A 15,846-nucleotide genomic window follows, 5' to 3' on the forward strand; every position below is an offset into this window, starting at 1 on the left:
TCCTGGGCCTCCCTGATGGTTCGATGACCCTGTGATCCACACGAGCGACTACGAGATCCAGGACGAGGCCCGCGTGCGCGACCTGGTCCGCACCCACGGCTGGGCCACCCTTGTCTCGGTGGCCGACGACGGCGCCCCGGTCGCCTCCCACCTGCCGGTCCTGCTGGAGGACACGCCGCCGGGGGAGCCGATGAGCCTGCTCACCCACGTCGGCCGGCCCGACGAGGTGCTGCACTCGCTGGACAGCGGGCGGGAGTCGCTGCTGATCGTGCAGGGCCCGCACGGCTACGTCTCGCCCGGCTGGTACGAGATGACGCCGGCCGTGCCCACCTGGGACTACCTCGCCGTGCACCTGTGGTGCACCGTCGAGCTGCTCGGGCCAGAGGAGTCGTACGGCGTCCTGTCCGACACCGTGGACCGGTACGAGTCGGTCATGCCCCGGCCGGTGCGCCTGCCGAGCGTCGAGGAGTACGCGCACCGCATCGCCAAGGGCGCCGCCGGGTTCCGCCTGCGCGTCGTCCGGTGGCAGGGCAAGGCCAAGCTGAGCCAGGACAAGCCGCGCGAGGTGGTGGAACGCGTGGTCACGGCGCTGGAGTCGGACCCGCACTACGCGCAGCCGGCGCTCGCGGCCGAGGTCCGCACCGAGCTCGCCCGCCGCCCGGCGGACGCCCCGTGACCGCCGCCCTGCTCCTTGCGAACGCCCGCCTGGTGGGCGGTGGCGGGCCGGCGAGCGTAGGGTCCGTCGGCGGATCGGGGGGTGTTGCGCCGACGGAGCCTACGTTCGCCGGGCTCGTCGACGTGCTGGTGCGGGACGGGGTCGTTGCCGCGGTGGGTGCGGCCGGCAGGGTCGGCGCGGACGGCGCCGAGCGGGTCGACCTGGACGGTCGCACCCTCATGCCCGGGCTCTGGGACGCGCACGTGCACCTCACGCAGTGGGCGCTGGTGCGGCGTCGGCTCGACCTGTCGGGCGCGCGCTCGGCCGCCGAGGCGGTCGCCCTGGTGCGCGACCGGCTCGCCGCAGGGCCGCCCGAGCCAGGGACGGCGCTGGTGGGTTACGGGTTCCGGGATGCCCTGTGGCCCGACGTCCCGACGGCGGACCTGCTCGACGCCGCCGCGGGTGAGGTGCCGGTCGTGCTCGTGTCCGGCGACCTGCACTGTGCCTGGCTGAACACCGCCGGCCTGCGGTTCGCGGGCGTGGCGGCGCACCCCACGGGCGTGCTGCGCGAGGCCGAGTGGCTGCCGCTGGCCGCCGTCGTCGACCGGGCGCCGGACCGTCTCGCCGACGCCTGGGTGGCCGACGCCGCCGCGGCCGCCGCGGCGCGGGGCGTGGTGGGCGTGGTCGACCTGGAGATCACGGACAACCTCACGGCCTGGCGTCGCCGGTTCGCCGCGGGCTTCGCCGCGCTGCGGGTGCGCGCCGGCGTGTGGACCCCCTGGCTGGACGACGTGCTGGCGGAAGGGCTGAGCAGCGGCGTCGTCCTGCCGGACACCGACGGCCTGCTGGAGCAGGGGCCGTTCAAGGTGGTCACCGACGGTTCGCTCAACACGCGCACCGCCTACTGCCATGACCCGTACCCCGGCCTGACCGGGCCCGAGGCGCACGGGATCCTGTCCGTGCCCCCGGCCGAGCTGGTCCCGCTCATGGCCCGCGCGCACACCGGCGGGCTGCGGTGCGCGATCCACGCGATCGGCGACCACGCCAACACGCTCGCGCTGGACGCCTTCGCCGCGACGGGTGCGCGCGGCTCCGTGGAGCACGCCCAGCTCCTCGACCCCGCCGACCTCGCGCGGTTCGCGCAGCTCGGCGTGGTGGCGTCCGTCCAGCCCGAGCACGCGATGGACGACCGCGACGTCGCCGACCGGCACTGGGCCGGCCGCACGGAGCACGCCTTCGCGTTCGGCGCCCTGGACGACGCCGGTGCGGTGCTCGCCCTGGGCTCCGACGCGCCGGTCGCGCCGCTCGACCCCTGGTTCGCGATCGCGGCGGCCGTCAGCCGGTCGCGCGACGGACGTGCGCCCTGGCACCCGGAGCAGCGGATCGGTCTGCGCACGGCCCTGGAGGCCTCGACGGACGGGCGCGGCCTGGTCCCGACGGCGGGCGCACCGGCCGACCTGGTGGTCCTGGACGCGGACCCGCTGGCGTCGGGGGCGGGGGCCGCCGGTGACGCCGGAGCCGGCGGTGCACACGGTACTGCCGGGGCCGACGGCAGCGCCGACGCCCTGCGCGCGATGCCGGTAGCGGGCACCCTTCTGTCGGGCCGCTGGACCCACCGCACGTTCTGACGCGCGCCCGCTCGGCGGCAGATCGCAGCGCAGCCTGATCGTCGAACGTAGTTTCCGTCGGCGCATGAGCGCTCATGCGCCGACGGAACCTACGTTCGACTGATCGGCGGGCGAACGTAGGGGACATCGGCGCATGGCGGCTCTTGCAGCGACGCAGCCTACGTTCGGCGGCCTCGGCCCGGAGGGCCCCGGCGCGCAGCGCCCCGGGTCAGCCGCGCAGGGCGCCCAGCAGGAGGTAGCCCGCGCACGCGATGCCGAGGACCAGGGCCGCCGCCGTGGCCAGGGCGATGGGCGCCGCCCCGTGGTCGAGGGAGCCCGTCTCGTGCAGCGCGCGGTTCGCCCGGCGGTAGCCGAGTGCGGCGGCGACGTACGCGGCGACCGCGAGTCCGGCGCCGATGACGCCCGCGAAGACGGCGATCACGCCCGCCGCCTCCACGGTGAACCGCATTCCCACCAGGCTGGCCACGCCGAAGGCGAGGCAGGTGCGGCGCCAGGCGAGCAGCGTGCGCTCGGTCTGCAGGCCCGGGTCGTAGACGCCGTGCTCCTCGGTCATACGAACAGCCCGATCGTGACCAGGGCGACGGCCACCACGATGCCGACCACGATCAGCCCGCCCACCGCGAGCCCCGGGAGCGGGCGGCCCAGGCGCAGCGCCGTCTCGGTGGCGGCCCAGCCCAGCCAGGCCTGCACGGCGGCCAGCGTGCCGAGCACCAGGAAGACGCCGGCCGCGGCCAGCCGCCAGCTCGTCGCGGCCGGCAGCGACAGCGCCTCCAGCGCGAACGCGCCCGCGTACATCCCGAGCGCCGTGCGCAGCCACGCCAGGAACGTGCGCTCGTTGGCGAGGCTGAACCGGGGGTCGGGCTCCTCGCCGTCCCGGTAGACGCGCTGGGGGAATCTCCGGGCGGTCATGCGGCGACCGTGCGGAACCCGGCGTTGCCCATCGAGGAGTCGGGCGTGTTCGACGAGCGCGCGGAGTTGCGGTAGCGGTTGCAGTACGAGATGTGGCACAGGTAGCTGCCGCCGCGCAGGATCCGCATGGCGCCGGCCTCGGGGCCCGCCGGGCTCGCGGCGGGCGAGCGCCCGTACCAGCCGGGGTCGAACCAGTCCTGGCACCACTCCCAGACGTTGCCGACCGGCTGCCACAGGCCGTAGCCGTTGGGCTCGAACGTCCGCACCGGCGCGGTGGTGAGCCAGCCGTCGTCCAGGGTGTTCTCGCGCGGGAACGCGCCCTGCCAGATGTTGGCGCGCCAGCCGCCGTCGTTCACCTCGGCGTCGCCCCAGGGGTACTTGGCGCCGTCGATGCCGCCGCGCGCCGCGTACTCCCACTCGGCCTCCGTGGGCAGCCGCCGGCCGGCCCACCCGCAGTAGGCGACGGCGTCGTTCCAGCTCACATGGGTCACGGGGTGGTCGTCGAGGCCGTCGACGTCGGAGCGCGGGCCGCCCGGGTGCGCCCAGTCGGCACCCTGCACGCCGAACCACCACGGGGTGCCGTCGGCCTGGCCCATGATGTCGCCGCGGTCCGCCGCCACCGCGAGGTGGAAGACGGCGGAGAAGCCGAACGTCTCCGCCTCGGTGCGGTAGCCGGTCGCATCGACGAACCGCGCGAAGTCGGCGTTCGTGACCGTGGTCGCGTCGATCTCGAAGGTGTCGAGGGTCACCTCGTGCAGCGGTGCCTCGCCGTCGCCGGGGTTCTGGTCGCCCGACGAGTCGCCCATTGTGAACCGGCCCGCGGGCACGCTCGCCTGCTCGACGCCGTGCCGGCCCGGGGCCGGTGCCGCGGCGGCGTCGGCCGGACGGGGGCCGAGCTGGACGAACGCGTCCCGCCCCGGGGTCCCGCACCCGCACCCGCAACCTTCGTGCTCCGCCCCGGCCTGCGCGTCCCCGGTCCGCTCGTCCCTGGCCTGCTCGTCGCTCGTCACGGTCCCACGGTATCGGCGCCGGGCAGGACGGCGTCCGGTGCACCGCCCGCCCGCCGCCGCACCGCCGCCGCGACCTCGGGGTCCGAGCTCGGCCTCGTGACGCCGTAGCGCCGCAGGTAGCCGATCCGCGACTCCCGCACGTGCGCGGCCATGAGGGCGGCGGCCCGCTCACCGTCACCGGCGTCGATGGCGCCCACGATCACTCGGTGGTCCGGCCAGAGGCGCTTGCCGCGCGACTGCATGTCGGTGGCGTAGAGCCACTCGATCTTCCACGAGAGCTGCCGCAGCAGCTGCGTCAGGGTGGCGCTGCCGCTGAGCTCGGCGACCGCGATGTGGATCTGGTCGTTGATCCCGACCAGGGGGTCCAGGTCGCCCTCGGCCACGTGCGCGTCCCCGGCGTCGAGCAGGGCGGCGATCTGCCGGCGGATGCGCCACCAGTCCTCGGGGCTCTCGTCGCCCGAGTAGAGCGCTGCCGCCCGGCGGGCGGCGCTCCGCGCGGTGGCCACCTCCAGCGCCTCCCGCACCGCGAACAGGTCGTCGGCGTCGTGCACCGGGATGGGGGCAACCCGCGAGCCCACGTGCGGGCGGGAGTCGATGAACCCCTCGCTCGCCAGGCCGCGCAGGGCCTCCCGGACCGGCACCCGCGAGACGTCGTACCGCTGGGCCAGCGAGGCCTCGGTCACGCGGGCGCCGGGGGTGAGCACCCCGGCGATGATGTCGCGCCGGATCGCGTCCTGCACGGAGGGCCGCACCACGGCAGGGAGCGCGGGCTCATCGGGCGAAAGCGGCACCGGGGATGGCTCCTAGCAGGTCTCGGGTGTAGGCGGCCCGCGGGGAGTGGAACACGTCGTCGACGCACCCCTGCTCCTCGACGCGGCCTTGCCGCAGCACCACCACATTATCCGCTATGCCGCGCACCACCGCGAGGTCGTGACTGATGAACAGGTACGACACGCCGAGGCGTTCCTGCAGGTCAGCCAGCAGTTCCAGGATCTGCTCCTGGACCAGTACGTCGAGCGCGGAGACCGCCTCGTCGAGCACGAGCAGCTCCGGCCCCGGGGCCAGTGCCCGCGCGATCGCCACGCGCTGGCGCTGCCCGCCGGAGAGCGTGCCCGGGTGCCGGTGGGCGACGTCCCGGGGGAGCGCCACCTGGTCCAGCAGCTCGGCCACGCGCGCCCGGCGCGACTCGCGGTCGCCGATGCCGAAGATCCGCAGCGGCTCGTCGACCACCCGCTCCACGGTGTGGGTCGGGTCGAGCGACGCGTACGGGTCCTGGAACACCGGCTGCACCCGGCGACGCAGGGCGCGCCGCTCGGCGCGACCCGCCCCCGAGATGCTGCGGCCGTCCACGAGCGCCTCGCCCGACGTCGGGGCCTCCAGCCCGAGCAGGATGCGCGAGACCGTCGTCTTGCCCGAGCCGGACTCGCCCACCAGAGCGGTGGTGCCGCCGCGCGGCACGGAGAAGGACACGTCGTCGACGGCGCGCAGCACGCCGCCGCGCCCGCGCACCCGGTACTCCTTGACGAGGTCGCGGACGGTGACGACGTCGGCGGACGGCGGCGCGTCCGGTGCGTCCGGCGCGCTCCCGTCCCGCCCGGGCCCGTCCGGTCCGGACGCTCCCGGCCCCGCCTGCGCGACGACGGCCGCGGGCGCCGCCGCGACCAGCCGCCGGGTGTACTCGTGCCGCGGCGCGCGCAGCACCTGCTCCGGCGTGCCCTGCTCCACGATCCGTCCGTCGAGCATGACGATCACCCGGTCCGCGCGGTCGGCGGCCAGGCCCAGGTCGTGCGTCACCAGGAGCATCGCGGTGCCGCGGGCCTCGGCGAGCGCCCCGAGGTGGTCCAGGATGCGCCGCTGCACGGTCACGTCCAGGGCCGACGTCGGCTCGTCGGCCAGCAGCAGCTCCGGCTCGCGGGCCAGCGCCACGGCGATGAGCACGCGCTGGCGCATCCCGCCGGAGAACTCGTGCGGGAACTGCTTGGCCCGCCGCTCCGGCTCGGGCACGCCGGCCTCCTCCAGCAGCTCGTGCACGCGCCGCCGCACCGCCGGGCCGCGCAGGCCGTGGGCCCGCAGCGCGTCGGCGACCTGGTCGCCCAGCCGCATGGCCGGGTTCAGGTTGGTGCCCGGGTCCTGCGGCACCAGCCCGATGCGACCGCCCCGGACGGCGCGCATCCGCGCCTCGCCCGCGGCGGTCAGGTCCTCGCCGTCGAGCTCGACGGTGCCGCCGGTGATGCGGCCCGCTCCGGGCAGCAGCCGCAGGAGCGCGGCCACGACGGTCGACTTGCCCGAGCCGGACTGGCCCACGATCGCCACCCGCTCCCCGCGCGCGACGTCGAGGTCGACGCCGCGCACGACGGGAGTGTCGCCGTAGGCGACCTCCAGGCCGCGTACACGCAGGAGAGGTGGTCCCGACAGGCTCGACCCGGGGTCCGGGCTCGACCCGCGCGTGGTGTCAGCGTCCTGCGGCATAGCCCTGCGCTCCTCTCGGGTTGGCGGCCGCCCCCAGCAGGCCCGTGGCCGGGTCGCGGGTCACGGCGGACAGGCGCCCCAGCGCCCAGTCGCCGGCCCGGGTCACCACGTGGCCGCGGCCCTCCAGGGCGGTGATGACGTCCTCGCCGAGCCGGTCCTCCACGACGGCGCCGCCCGGCGTCCAGGTGCGCGGCCAGAAGGAGCCGGGGAACGACGTCGTGTGCAGGGCGGGCGCGTCGATCGCCTGCTGCGGGGTGTATCCGCCCACCAGCACGCGCAGCAGGAACAGGAGCTGCCACTGGTCCTGCTGGTCGCCACCCGGCGACCCCAGCGCGATCACCGGCTCGCCGTCGCGCAGCACGAGCGTGGGCGTGAGCGTGGTCCGCGGTCGCCGTCCCGGGGTCAGGGCCGACGGCGACGCCTCGTCCAGCCACGTCATCTGCAGCCGCGTGCCGAGGCAGAAGCCCAGGCCCGGCACCGTGGGGGAGGACTGCAGCCAGCCGCCCGACGGCGTAGCCGAGACCATGTTGCCCCAGCGGTCCACGACGTCGATGTGGCACGTGTCGCCGCGGGTGGCGCCGGTGTGCTCGGGGGAGTCGGGGGTCTCGACGGGCTCGACCAGCGAACCCCGGGTCGAGCCCGTCGGGACCTCGACCGTCGGCTCGCCCACGCCCGACGCCGCCCCGCCCCCGGGCGCGCCCGGCAGCGACCCGGCCGGCGCGCTCGTGGCGTACTCGGTGCGCAGCACCGGGACGGGCGGGGTCGGGCGGCCCGGCACGTCGCCCGGACGCACCGCGTGGCTCGCGGTGTCCGCGATCAGTCCCCGGCGCAGCGCGGCGTACTCCTCGCTCAGCAGGTACGTCAGCGGCACGTCGGCGGTCTCCGGGTCGCCGTACCAGACGTCGCGGTCGGCCAGCGCGAGCTTCTGCGCCTCCAGGATCGTGTGGGCACCCAGCTCGGTGGACGGGTCCAGCGCGGCGTCGTCCAGCCCCTCCAGGATCTTGAGGGTGGCCAGCAGGGCCGGGCCCTGGCCCCACGCGCCGGTCTTGGCGATCGTGTACCCGCGGAACGTCACCGTGGTCGCGTCCTCGTACGAGGCCGCGAAGGCCGCGACGTCGGCGGCCGTGATGACGCCGGCGTGGTCGGCGCCGTCGGCGTGCCGGTGCGGCGTGGCGACGAACGCCTCGACGGCCGCGCCCACCCGCTCGCGCCAGGCGGCACGGGCGAGGTCGATGGCCGCCGCGCGGTCCGCGGCGCCGGAGCCCGCGGCGACCACGGCGTCCAGCAGGTCGGCGTACTCCGGGTTGGTGACGACCGTGCCCGGGGCGGGCACCTCGCCGTCGGGCAGCCAGCGGGCCGCCGACGTGGGCCAGTGGTCGCGGAACAGGCCGGCCACGTTCGCCAGGGTCCCGGCCACCCGGTCGAGCAGCGGGTGCCCGTCGCGGGCGTACGCGATCGCGTAGGCCAGCACCTCCGCGAGGTCCCAGGTGCCGTGGTCGCGCAGGAGCAGCAGCCACGCGTCGACGCTGCCCGGCACCGCCGCCGCCAGCGCACCCGAGCCCGGCACCAGGTCCAGTCCCTCGGACCGGTAGTGCTCGATGGTCGCGCCCGCGGGCGCGGGCCCCTGGCCCATCAGCACGCGCGGGTGCGCCGGCTCGTCCGCCGTCACGAAGACGCCGGTCATGTCGCCGCCCGGCCCGTTCAGGTGCGGCTCCACGACGTGCAGCACGAACGCGCCCGCGACCGCGGCGTCGAACGCGTTGCCGCCCCGCTCGAGCACGGCCTGGGCGCTCGCGGTGGCGATCCAGTGGGTGGAGCCCACCATCCCGAACGTGCCCTTCAGGTCGGGGCGGGTCAGCGGGGTGGTCGGCCGGACGAACGGCGTCGAGGTCATGGCACTCACTTACGGTCGGTGGACGGGTCGAGGGCGTCGCGCAGGGCGTCCCCGAGAAGGTTGAAGCCGAGGCAGATCGCCACGATGGCCAGGCCGGGGAACAGCGCGGCCGTGGGCGCGCGGCCCAGGTACTGCTGCGCGTCCGAGAGCATGATGCCCAGGCTCGGCGTCGGCGGCTGGATGCCGAGCCCCAGGAACGAGAGCACTGCCTCGCCCAGGACCGCCGCCGGCATGATGACCGTAGCCTGCACGATGATCGCCGACAGGCAGTTCGGCAGGATGTGCTGGGCGAGGATCCGCGGGCCCGACGCGTCCATCGCCGTGGCGGCGAGCACGAACGGGCTCTCCTTGAGGCGCATCGTCTCGGCGCGCACCACGCGCACCATGGTCGGTACCTGCGCGATGCCGAGCGAGATCGCGGCGCCGGACAGGCTCGGCCCGTTGATGGCGGCCAGCCCCACCGCGAGGATGAGGAACGGGAACGCGAGGGTGACGTCGGTCAGGCGCGAGACGGGTGCGTCCAGCCACCGCCAGTACCCGGCGGCGAGCCCGAGCGGTGTGCCGACGACGACGGCGAGGCCCACCGCCACGACGCCCACCATGAGCGAGGCGCGGATGCCGTACATCATCCGGGACAGGACGTCGCGGCCCAGGTCGTCGGTGCCGAGCGCGAACCCGACGGTGCCGGGCAGCTGGAAGGGGGCGTCGAAGTGCACCTCCGCGGGCCCGTGCGGGGCCAGCAGGGGTGCGAGCAGCCCGGCGAGCACCACGACGGCGAGCATCGCGGCGCCGGTGATCGCCTGCGGCGTGCGCAGCCGGGACAGCAGCCGCCGCGGCCCGACGACGGCCGGCGCGGGCTCGGGCGAGAGATCGCTGTGCTCGATGACGGTCATGAGCGGCCTCCCACTCGGATGCGCGGGTCGATGACGGAGTACAGGACGTCCACGGCCAGGTTGACCAGCACGTACCCGACGGTGGTGAGCACCACGACGGCCTGGATCACGGGGTAGTCGCGCTGGAAGACGGCGTCGAGCGTGAGCTTGCCGAACCCCGGCAGGGCGAAGATCTGCTCGGTCACCACGGCCCCCGAGATGAGGCCGCCGAGCTGGAGCCCGGCGATGGTGACCACGACGATCAGGGAGTTGCGCAGCCCGTACCGCAGCAGCACCCGGGTGCGGCCGAGGCCCTTGGCGCGGGCCGTGCGCACGTAGTCGGTGCGCATGGCCTCGATCATGGAGGCCCGGGTCTGCCGCATGATGACGGCGGCCAGGCCCGTACCCAGGATCAGGGCCGGGAGGGTCAGGTGCACCACCCAGCCCACCGGGTCGTCGGTGAGCGGCACGTAGCCCGACGCCGGGAACAGGCCCAGGCCGATGCACAGGTACACGATCGCGAGCATGCCGAGCCAGAAGTTGGGCACCGACAGGCTGGTCAGGGCAGCGGCGTTCGCGACCCACTCGGGCCAGCGCCCGCGGTAGCGCTCGGCGAGCAGGCCGAGCGCCACCCCGGTCACGACGGCGACGACGATCGCGTAGAGCGACAGCCAGAGCGTGACCGGCAGGGTGGCGCCGATCATGCTCACGACGGAGGCGCCGGTGCGGGTGGACTCGCCGAGGTCGCCCGAGGCGACCTCGGCGAGGAACCGCCCGTACTGCACCCAGACCGGCTGGTCCAGGCCGAGGTCGGCGCGGATCATGGCGAGCCGCTCCGGCGTGGCCTCCTCGCCCGCCATCGCGAGCGCGGGGTCGCCGGGCAGCATGCGCACGCCCAGGAAGATGACCATCGACGCCAGCAGGAGCGTCACGGCCGACTGGCCGAGGCGGACGAGGAGGTAACGACGCATCGTGGGTGCTCTCAGCCCTCGGCCGGCTCGACGAACGCGGCGTTGCTCAGCCGCACCACGCCGTCGGCGTACGTGGAGATGCCCGCCACCTCGTCGGCGTAGCCGGTCATGCTGCGCGTCCGGTAGAGGTAGATGATCGGGTTGTCCGCCTGGACCTTGGTCACGACCTGGCCGTACAGCGCGGCCCGCTCGGCCGGGTCGATGACCGTGGCGGCCTGCGTGAGCAGCTCGTCCACCTCGGGGTCGCTGTACCCGGAGTAGTTGTTGCCGGCGCCCGTGGACAGGAAGTTGAACATGTTGCCGTGCGGGTCCACGCGGCCCGACCAGCCGAGCTGCAGCAGGTCGAAGTCGCCCTGTTCCTGCACCTCGAGCAGCGAGGAGTACTCGACCGGCACGATGGTGAGCTCGAACCCGCCGTCGGCCACGGAGGCCTGGACGGCCTGCGCCAGGCGCAGGGTGTCGGGCGTGTTGGTCACCTTGATCTCGATCTCGTACGGCACGTCCGCGCCGGCCTCCTCCAGGAGCGCCTTGGCACCCTCCGGGTCGTACTCCGGGCAGGCCTCGCTCGCGTCGCTGCTGAACGGGGAAGCAGGGGAGACGGGGGAGCAGGCCGGGTCGTACCGGTCGTTGAACACGGACTTCACGAGCTGCTCGCGGTCCACGGCCATCGACAGGGCCTGACGCACGCGCGGGTCCTTCGCGATGGGGGTGTCGATCTTCCCGGGCGGTGCGCCCACGCCGTCGGTGTTGCCCACGTTGACCGTCATGGCCTGGTAGCCGAGCGAGCCGACCTCCAGCAGGCCGACGCCGTCCGCGGACTCCAGCTCGGCCAGGTCCTGGGTCGAGAGGCTGTCGGCGACCTGGACGTCGCCCGAGCGCAGGTTGGCCGAGCGGATGCTGGCGTCGGTGATGATGCGGTAGGTGATCGTGTCCAGGTGCACGTTGTCGGCGTCGTAGTACAGCGGGTCGCGCTCGACCGTGATCGAGGTCTGCGGCACGCGCTCGACGAACTTGAAGGCTCCCACGCACACGGGGTGCTCGCCGAAGTCGTCGCCCGCCCTCTCCAGCTCCGTGGGCGACATGATCATGCCCGCGCGGTCGGCCAGGACCGCCGCGAGCGGCGCGAACGGCGTCTCGTAGGTGATCTCGACCGTGCTGTCGTCGAGGGCGGTGACCTCTGCGACCGGCCCCAGCTCGCTGCGCCGGGACGAGTCCTCCTTGGTGAGGTGGCGCTCGATCGAGGTCTTGACGGCTTCGGCGTCGAACGGCGTGCCGTCCGCGAACCGCACGCCCTCCTTGATCGGGAAGGTGACGGTGCGGCCGTCGTCCGAGACCTCCGGCAGCTCGGTGGCGAGCATCGGGACGATCTCGCCCGACTCGTCGATGTCGTAGAGCTTCTCGCACATCGTCTCCATGACGTAGCGCGTGTAGAGCGACGACGAGGTGGTCGGGTCGAGCACGTCGGGCTCGGCCGACAGGGCCATGACGAGGTCGCCGCCCTCGGTGATCGTGCGGCCGTCCAGGGTGACGGTGGTGACGTCGGCGGTCTCCTCGGCGGGGGCGGAGGTCTGCACCTCCTGACAGCCGGACAGGACGAGCGCCGTGGCCAGGAGCCCGGCGGCGGGGGCGAGTGGGCCGCGCGGCCGCGGCAGTGGTGTGCGCACTGGAGAATCCAATCCGGGTCTGAGAAGGACGATTGCATACAATCACTCAGGAGGGGGCGCGTGTGTATGCAATGGATTGCAGTCCTGTTAAACCTCTGTGACACGGCCAGGAGCGGGCGCGCGTCCCTTTTGGGCGGGTGAAACGCCTGGGTACAGTCACGCCATGGAAAAGGACAATGAGGTCACTTCACAGGGGTTTCCAGGAAGTCGGCTGACCGAGGACCAGCGGACGCCCGGCAACGAGGCCGGTGCCGGGCAGGGCGAACCCCTGGAGAAGCCGCGCTGGCGGATCATCGGCCCGGGCCTGGTCGTGGCGGCCACCGGCATCGGCGCCGGCGACCTCGTCGCCACGATGGTCGCGGGCAGCAACTACGGGTACGCGCTGCTGTGGGCGGTGATCCTCGGTGTCGTCGTCAAGATCGCGCTGGTCGAGGGCGCGGGACGCTGGACGCTGGCGACCGGTCGCACCATCTTCGACGGCTGGAAGTCGCTCGGCCTGTGGGCGGTCGTCTACTTCGGCGTCTACGTGGTGGTGTGGGGCTTCAGCTACGGCGCGGCGGCGATGTCCGGCGTCGGCCTCGCGCTGAACGGGCTGTTCCCGGTGCTCGAGGTGCGGTACTGGGCGATGGCCGCGGGCGTCGCGGGCCTGCTGCTGGTCTGGTTCGGCAAGTACAAGCCGTTCGAGAACGTGATGGCCGTGCTCATCGGCGTCATGTTCGTGACCGTCGTGGGCTCGGCGGCGCTGACGACGCCCAACCTCGGCGAGATCATGGCCGGCCTCGTGCCGATCATCCCCGAGGGCGCGGTGCTGAACACGCTCGGCCTGGCGGGCGGCGTCGGCGGCACCATCACGCTGGCCGCCTACGGGTACTGGCTCACCGAGAAGGGCTGGGACACGCCGCGCTGGATGCGGGTCATGCGGCTCGACAACGGCTGGGCGTACTTCATGTCGGGCGTGTTCGTGATCGCCATGCTGATCGTCGGCTCCGAGCTGCTGTACTCGGCCGGCCTGGCGGTGGCGGACGGTGAGCAGGGGCTGGTCGACGTCGCCGACGTGCTCGCCCAGCGGTACGGGGCGTTCATGGCGCCGTTGTTCCTGGTCGGATTCTTCGCCGCGACGTTCTCGTCGGTGATCGGTGTCTGGCACGGGGTGTCGCTCATGTTCGCCGACTTCGTGGCGACCATGCGCAACCTACCCGCCGACGACCGCCGCCGGGGCGCCGGCGGCACCTACTACCGCTCGTACATCCTGTGGCTGACGTTCCCGCCGATGGCGCTGCTGTTCCTCGACAAGCCCATCCTGCTCGTCGTGGTCTACGGCGCGCTGGGCTCGCTGTTCATGCCGTTCCTGGCACTCACGCTGCTGTTCCTGATGAACTCCAAGGCGGTGCCGCAGCAGTGGCGCAACCGCTGGTGGGTCAACGTGGTGCTGGTGCTGGTCGCCGCGATGTTCCTGGTGCTCGGCGGCAACGAGCTGGTCAAGGCGGTGGCCCCGCTCTTCGGGGCCTGACCCGCACGGGCGACGTGTCAGACCCTCGGGTTCCTCGGGCGGCCCGAGGGTCTGACACGTGCGAAAGGGGGCGGGTCAGGCGGCCGCCGCGGTGGCGCGCATGGCGTGGACCTTCTCGTAGATCTCCGCGAACGCGTCGAGCGTGCCGTCCACGGCGTGCGCCGCGACGAGCTCGCGGCTCGCGGCGCCCATACGGTGGCGCAGGCCGGCGTCGGCCAGCAGGTCGCCGAGGCGGTTCGCGAGCTCGCGGACGTCGCCCGGCGTGTAGAGCCAGCCGTTGACGCCGGGGCGCACCAGGTGCGGCAGCGCCATCGCGTCGGCGGCCACCACGGGCAGCCCCGAGGCCATGGCCTCCAGGGTCACCAGGCTCTGCAGCTCGGCCACGCCGGGCATGCAGAACACGTCGGCGGTGGAGTAGGCGGCCAGCAGCTCGTCGTCGGGCACGTAGCCACGGAACCGGACGCGGCCCGCGACGCCGGACTCGGCGGCGAGCGCGGCCCACTCGTCGGCCTTCCCGCCGGTGCCGACGATCTCCAGCCGGCCGGGGAGGTCCTCGGGCAGCAGGGCGAAGGCGCGGATGATCTCGTCGACCCGCTTCTCCTGGTCCAGGCGCCCCACGAACAGCACGGTGGGCTCGGCGCGGCCCTCGCGGACGGTGGTCGTGTACCGGTCGGTGTCGATGCCGTTGGACACGGGGATCGCGTGGCTCAGGCCGGCGTGCTGCGCCAGGAGGTCGACGGCGCGGGGGGTGGGCGCGGTGACGACGTCGGCCTTGGCGTAGACACGGCCGATGTCCTGCCAGAGCCAGCGGCCGACCGTGCGGTGCATCGAGCCCGGCACCAGCAGGTAGCCCACGAGGTTCTCGGGCATCAGGTGGTTGGTCGCCACGATCGGCAGTCCCGCGCGGTGCGCGGTGTCGACCAGGGCGCGGCCCACGATGAAGCTTCCGTTGGTGTGCACGACGTCGGGCCGTACCTCGTCCAGGATCTCCGTGACCGCCCGGCGCGTCTCCCAGGGCAGGGAGATCTGCAGGTTGTGGTGCGTCGGGTACCGGCTGGACCGCAGCCCGTGCAGGACGACGCCGTCACGCACCTCGCGCACCGGCTTGCCCGTCGGCGACGGGGCCACCACGTGCACGTCGTACCCACGGCCGGCCAGTCCCGTGGCCAGGCTGCCGGCGAACCGGGCGGCGCCGTTCACGGCGGGCGGGTAGGTATCGGCGCCGATCAAGATCGTGCGGGGAGTACCAGGCAGGTTCACTGTGCTGTACCTCTCGATGGTTCGGGAAGTCTCGAAGGGTTGCTGCGCGCCGCGCGGGCCGCGACGGCGTCAGGGTGGAGCCGGGCAAGGACGAGGACCCCGGCGGCCGCGGCGAGCGCCGCCGCGCCGAGGAGGAACCAGGTGCCGACGGAGGTGTCGGCCCCTTCGCCGAGGAGCACCGCGCCGAGCAGCACGGCGACGATCGGGTCGACGACGGTCAGGCAGGCGACCACGACCTCGGGCGGTCCGGCGGGGTAGGCCTGCTGGACGAGCCAGCCGCCCAGGACCAGCGCCGCGACAGCGCACGCCGCCGTGCCGAGCACCTGCGGGTCGTACCACTGCGTGCCGCGGGCGAGCTCCTGGAACACCACGCGCATCAGCGCGGAGAGCAGGCCGAACGCGGTGGCTCCGGCGGTCGCGCAGGCGACGCAGCGCAGCCACCCGCCGATCGCGAGGCCGGCCGTGCCGAGGGCGAGAACGACGCTGCCGACGACCAGGATCGTCGGCAGGGTGGAGCCGGGGGGCGGCGGGTTGCCCGAGGTGGCGCTGACCGAAGCGCCCACGAAGACCGCGACGCCCGCCATGGTCAGGGCCACGCCCAGCAGCACGCTGCGGCCGGGCGCGCGCCGCAGGCGGAGCGAGGAGAGCAGCACGGCCACGGGTACCGCGAGCACGCCGATCGGCTGGACCAGCCGGAGCGGGGCCAGGGCCAGGGCCAGGGCGTGCACGATCGTGCCGCCCGCCGCGAGCCCGAACCCGGCCAGCCAGCCGGGCCGTCGCGCTATCCGGCCGAGCCGGCGCAGCGACATGACGCGTTCGCGGGGGTCGGGTGCTCCGTAGAGGTCGGCCACCTCGCGGTGCTGCAGGACTGCTGCCCCGGCGAACAGGGCGGCGCCGAGCACGGCGAGGGCGACCGCTGTGGCTTGCATGGGACAACGGTGACGTAAGGATGCCCTTCTCCGCCACCAGGTTTCCCCCCGTAATGACATGGGGGTTTTCCCCCA

At 74.0% G+C, this 15,846-nt stretch carries 14 protein-coding genes; 3 read left to right on the forward strand and 11 right to left on the reverse strand.

The genetic code is table 11. The features are described 5' to 3' along the window. Positions 1-31: 31 nt before the first annotated feature. Both ACH47X_RS22870 and ACH47X_RS22875 read left to right on the forward strand, forming a co-directional pair. A complete protein-coding gene (locus ACH47X_RS22870) occupies positions 32-676 on the forward strand; it encodes an FMN-binding negative transcriptional regulator (RefSeq protein WP_051432629.1) in 645 nt (214 codons plus the stop codon). Beyond that, complete coding sequence (locus ACH47X_RS22875) at positions 673-2,283, forward strand: amidohydrolase (protein ID WP_397407223.1); 1,611 nt, start codon at positions 673-675, stop codon at positions 2,281-2,283. The genes ACH47X_RS22870 and ACH47X_RS22875 overlap by 4 nt, the downstream gene beginning before the upstream one ends. 208 nt (positions 2,284-2,491) lie before the next feature. On the opposite strand, the gene ACH47X_RS22880 is transcribed toward ACH47X_RS22875, so the two are convergent. The 9 genes from ACH47X_RS22880 to ACH47X_RS22920 are packed head-to-tail and all read right to left on the reverse strand — an operon-like array spanning position 2,492 to position 12,072. Further along, on the reverse strand, positions 2,492-2,836 hold the full coding sequence (locus ACH47X_RS22880) for a DUF202 domain-containing protein (RefSeq protein WP_397407225.1): 345 nt from the start codon (positions 2,834-2,836) through the stop codon (positions 2,492-2,494). Continuing rightward, entirely contained in the window at positions 2,833-3,192 is a 360-nt protein-coding gene (locus tag ACH47X_RS22885; protein ID WP_397407227.1) for a YidH family protein, read from the reverse strand. Before ACH47X_RS22885 ends, ACH47X_RS22880 begins: the two co-directional genes overlap by 4 nt. Further along, a complete protein-coding gene (locus ACH47X_RS22890; RefSeq protein WP_397407229.1) occupies positions 3,189-4,202 on the reverse strand; it encodes a formylglycine-generating enzyme family protein in 1,014 nt (337 codons plus the stop codon). Before ACH47X_RS22890 ends, ACH47X_RS22885 begins: the two co-directional genes overlap by 4 nt. Beyond that, a complete protein-coding gene (locus tag ACH47X_RS22895) occupies positions 4,199-4,993 on the reverse strand; it encodes a GntR family transcriptional regulator (RefSeq protein WP_397407231.1) in 795 nt (264 codons plus the stop codon). The genes ACH47X_RS22890 and ACH47X_RS22895 overlap by 4 nt, the downstream gene beginning before the upstream one ends. Next, positions 4,974-6,671: a dipeptide ABC transporter ATP-binding protein gene (locus tag ACH47X_RS22900; RefSeq protein WP_397407232.1), complete on the reverse strand. Its 1,698-nt coding sequence runs from the start codon at positions 6,669-6,671 to the stop codon at positions 4,974-4,976. The genes ACH47X_RS22895 and ACH47X_RS22900 overlap by 20 nt, the downstream gene beginning before the upstream one ends. Continuing rightward, entirely contained in the window at positions 6,655-8,565 is a 1,911-nt protein-coding gene (locus ACH47X_RS22905; RefSeq protein WP_397407234.1) for a gamma-glutamyltransferase family protein, read from the reverse strand. Before ACH47X_RS22905 ends, ACH47X_RS22900 begins: the two co-directional genes overlap by 17 nt. Before the next feature lie 5 nt (positions 8,566-8,570). After that, positions 8,571-9,458: an ABC transporter permease gene (locus ACH47X_RS22910; RefSeq protein WP_397407236.1), complete on the reverse strand. Its 888-nt coding sequence runs from the start codon at positions 9,456-9,458 to the stop codon at positions 8,571-8,573. Beyond that, on the reverse strand, positions 9,455-10,408 hold the full coding sequence (locus tag ACH47X_RS22915; protein ID WP_397407239.1) for an ABC transporter permease: 954 nt from the start codon (positions 10,406-10,408) through the stop codon (positions 9,455-9,457). Before ACH47X_RS22915 ends, ACH47X_RS22910 begins: the two co-directional genes overlap by 4 nt. Before the next feature lie 11 nt (positions 10,409-10,419). After that, positions 10,420-12,072: an ABC transporter substrate-binding protein gene (locus tag ACH47X_RS22920; RefSeq protein WP_397407241.1), complete on the reverse strand. Its 1,653-nt coding sequence runs from the start codon at positions 12,070-12,072 to the stop codon at positions 10,420-10,422. A 163-nt stretch (positions 12,073-12,235) separates the two neighbouring features. Here ACH47X_RS22920 and ACH47X_RS22925 point away from each other — a divergent pair, with 163 nt between their 5' ends. Next, positions 12,236-13,582 carry an Nramp family divalent metal transporter gene (locus ACH47X_RS22925; protein WP_397407243.1) on the forward strand — a complete coding sequence of 449 codons (1,347 nt, stop codon included), beginning with the start codon at positions 12,236-12,238 and terminating at the stop codon, positions 13,580-13,582. Between the two features lie 75 nt (positions 13,583-13,657). Here the strand turns inward: ACH47X_RS22925 and ACH47X_RS22930 are convergent, their stop codons facing one another. Both ACH47X_RS22930 and ACH47X_RS22935 read right to left on the reverse strand, forming a co-directional pair. Further along, positions 13,658-14,842, reverse strand: coding sequence for a glycosyltransferase (locus ACH47X_RS22930; RefSeq protein WP_397407245.1), 1,185 nt, complete (start codon positions 14,840-14,842; stop codon positions 13,658-13,660). Then, entirely contained in the window at positions 14,839-15,771 is a 933-nt protein-coding gene (locus ACH47X_RS22935; RefSeq protein ID WP_397407247.1) for a hypothetical protein, read from the reverse strand. The genes ACH47X_RS22930 and ACH47X_RS22935 overlap by 4 nt, the downstream gene beginning before the upstream one ends. Positions 15,772-15,846: the final 75 nt, after the last annotated feature.

The sequence above is a fragment of the Promicromonospora kroppenstedtii genome (assembly GCF_044389675.1).
Lineage (GTDB): Bacteria > Actinomycetota > Actinomycetes > Actinomycetales > Cellulomonadaceae > Promicromonospora > Promicromonospora kroppenstedtii.

Bases quoted from the DNA above. Each gene is read 5' to 3' on its own strand.
- ACH47X_RS22880 (WP_397407225.1), bottom strand. From the start codon at position 2,836: ATGACCGAGGAGCACGGCGTCTACGACCCGGGCCTGCAGACCGAGCGC.
- ACH47X_RS22885 (WP_397407227.1), bottom strand. From the start codon at position 3,192: ATGACCGCCCGGAGATTCCCCCAGCGCGTCTACCGGGACGGCGAGGAG.
- ACH47X_RS22900 (WP_397407232.1), bottom strand. From the start codon at position 6,671: ATGCCGCAGGACGCTGACACCACGCGCGGGTCGAGCCCGGACCCCGGG.
- ACH47X_RS22905 (WP_397407234.1), bottom strand. From the start codon at position 8,565: ATGACCTCGACGCCGTTCGTCCGGCCGACCACCCCGCTGACCCGCCCC.
- ACH47X_RS22910 (WP_397407236.1), bottom strand. From the start codon at position 9,458: ATGACCGTCATCGAGCACAGCGATCTCTCGCCCGAGCCCGCGCCGGCC.
- ACH47X_RS22915 (WP_397407239.1), bottom strand. From the start codon at position 10,408: ATGCGTCGTTACCTCCTCGTCCGCCTCGGCCAGTCGGCCGTGACGCTC.
- ACH47X_RS22925 (WP_397407243.1), top strand. From the start codon at position 12,236: ATGGAAAAGGACAATGAGGTCACTTCACAGGGGTTTCCAGGAAGTCGG.
- ACH47X_RS22935 (WP_397407247.1), bottom strand. From the start codon at position 15,771: ATGCAAGCCACAGCGGTCGCCCTCGCCGTGCTCGGCGCCGCCCTGTTC.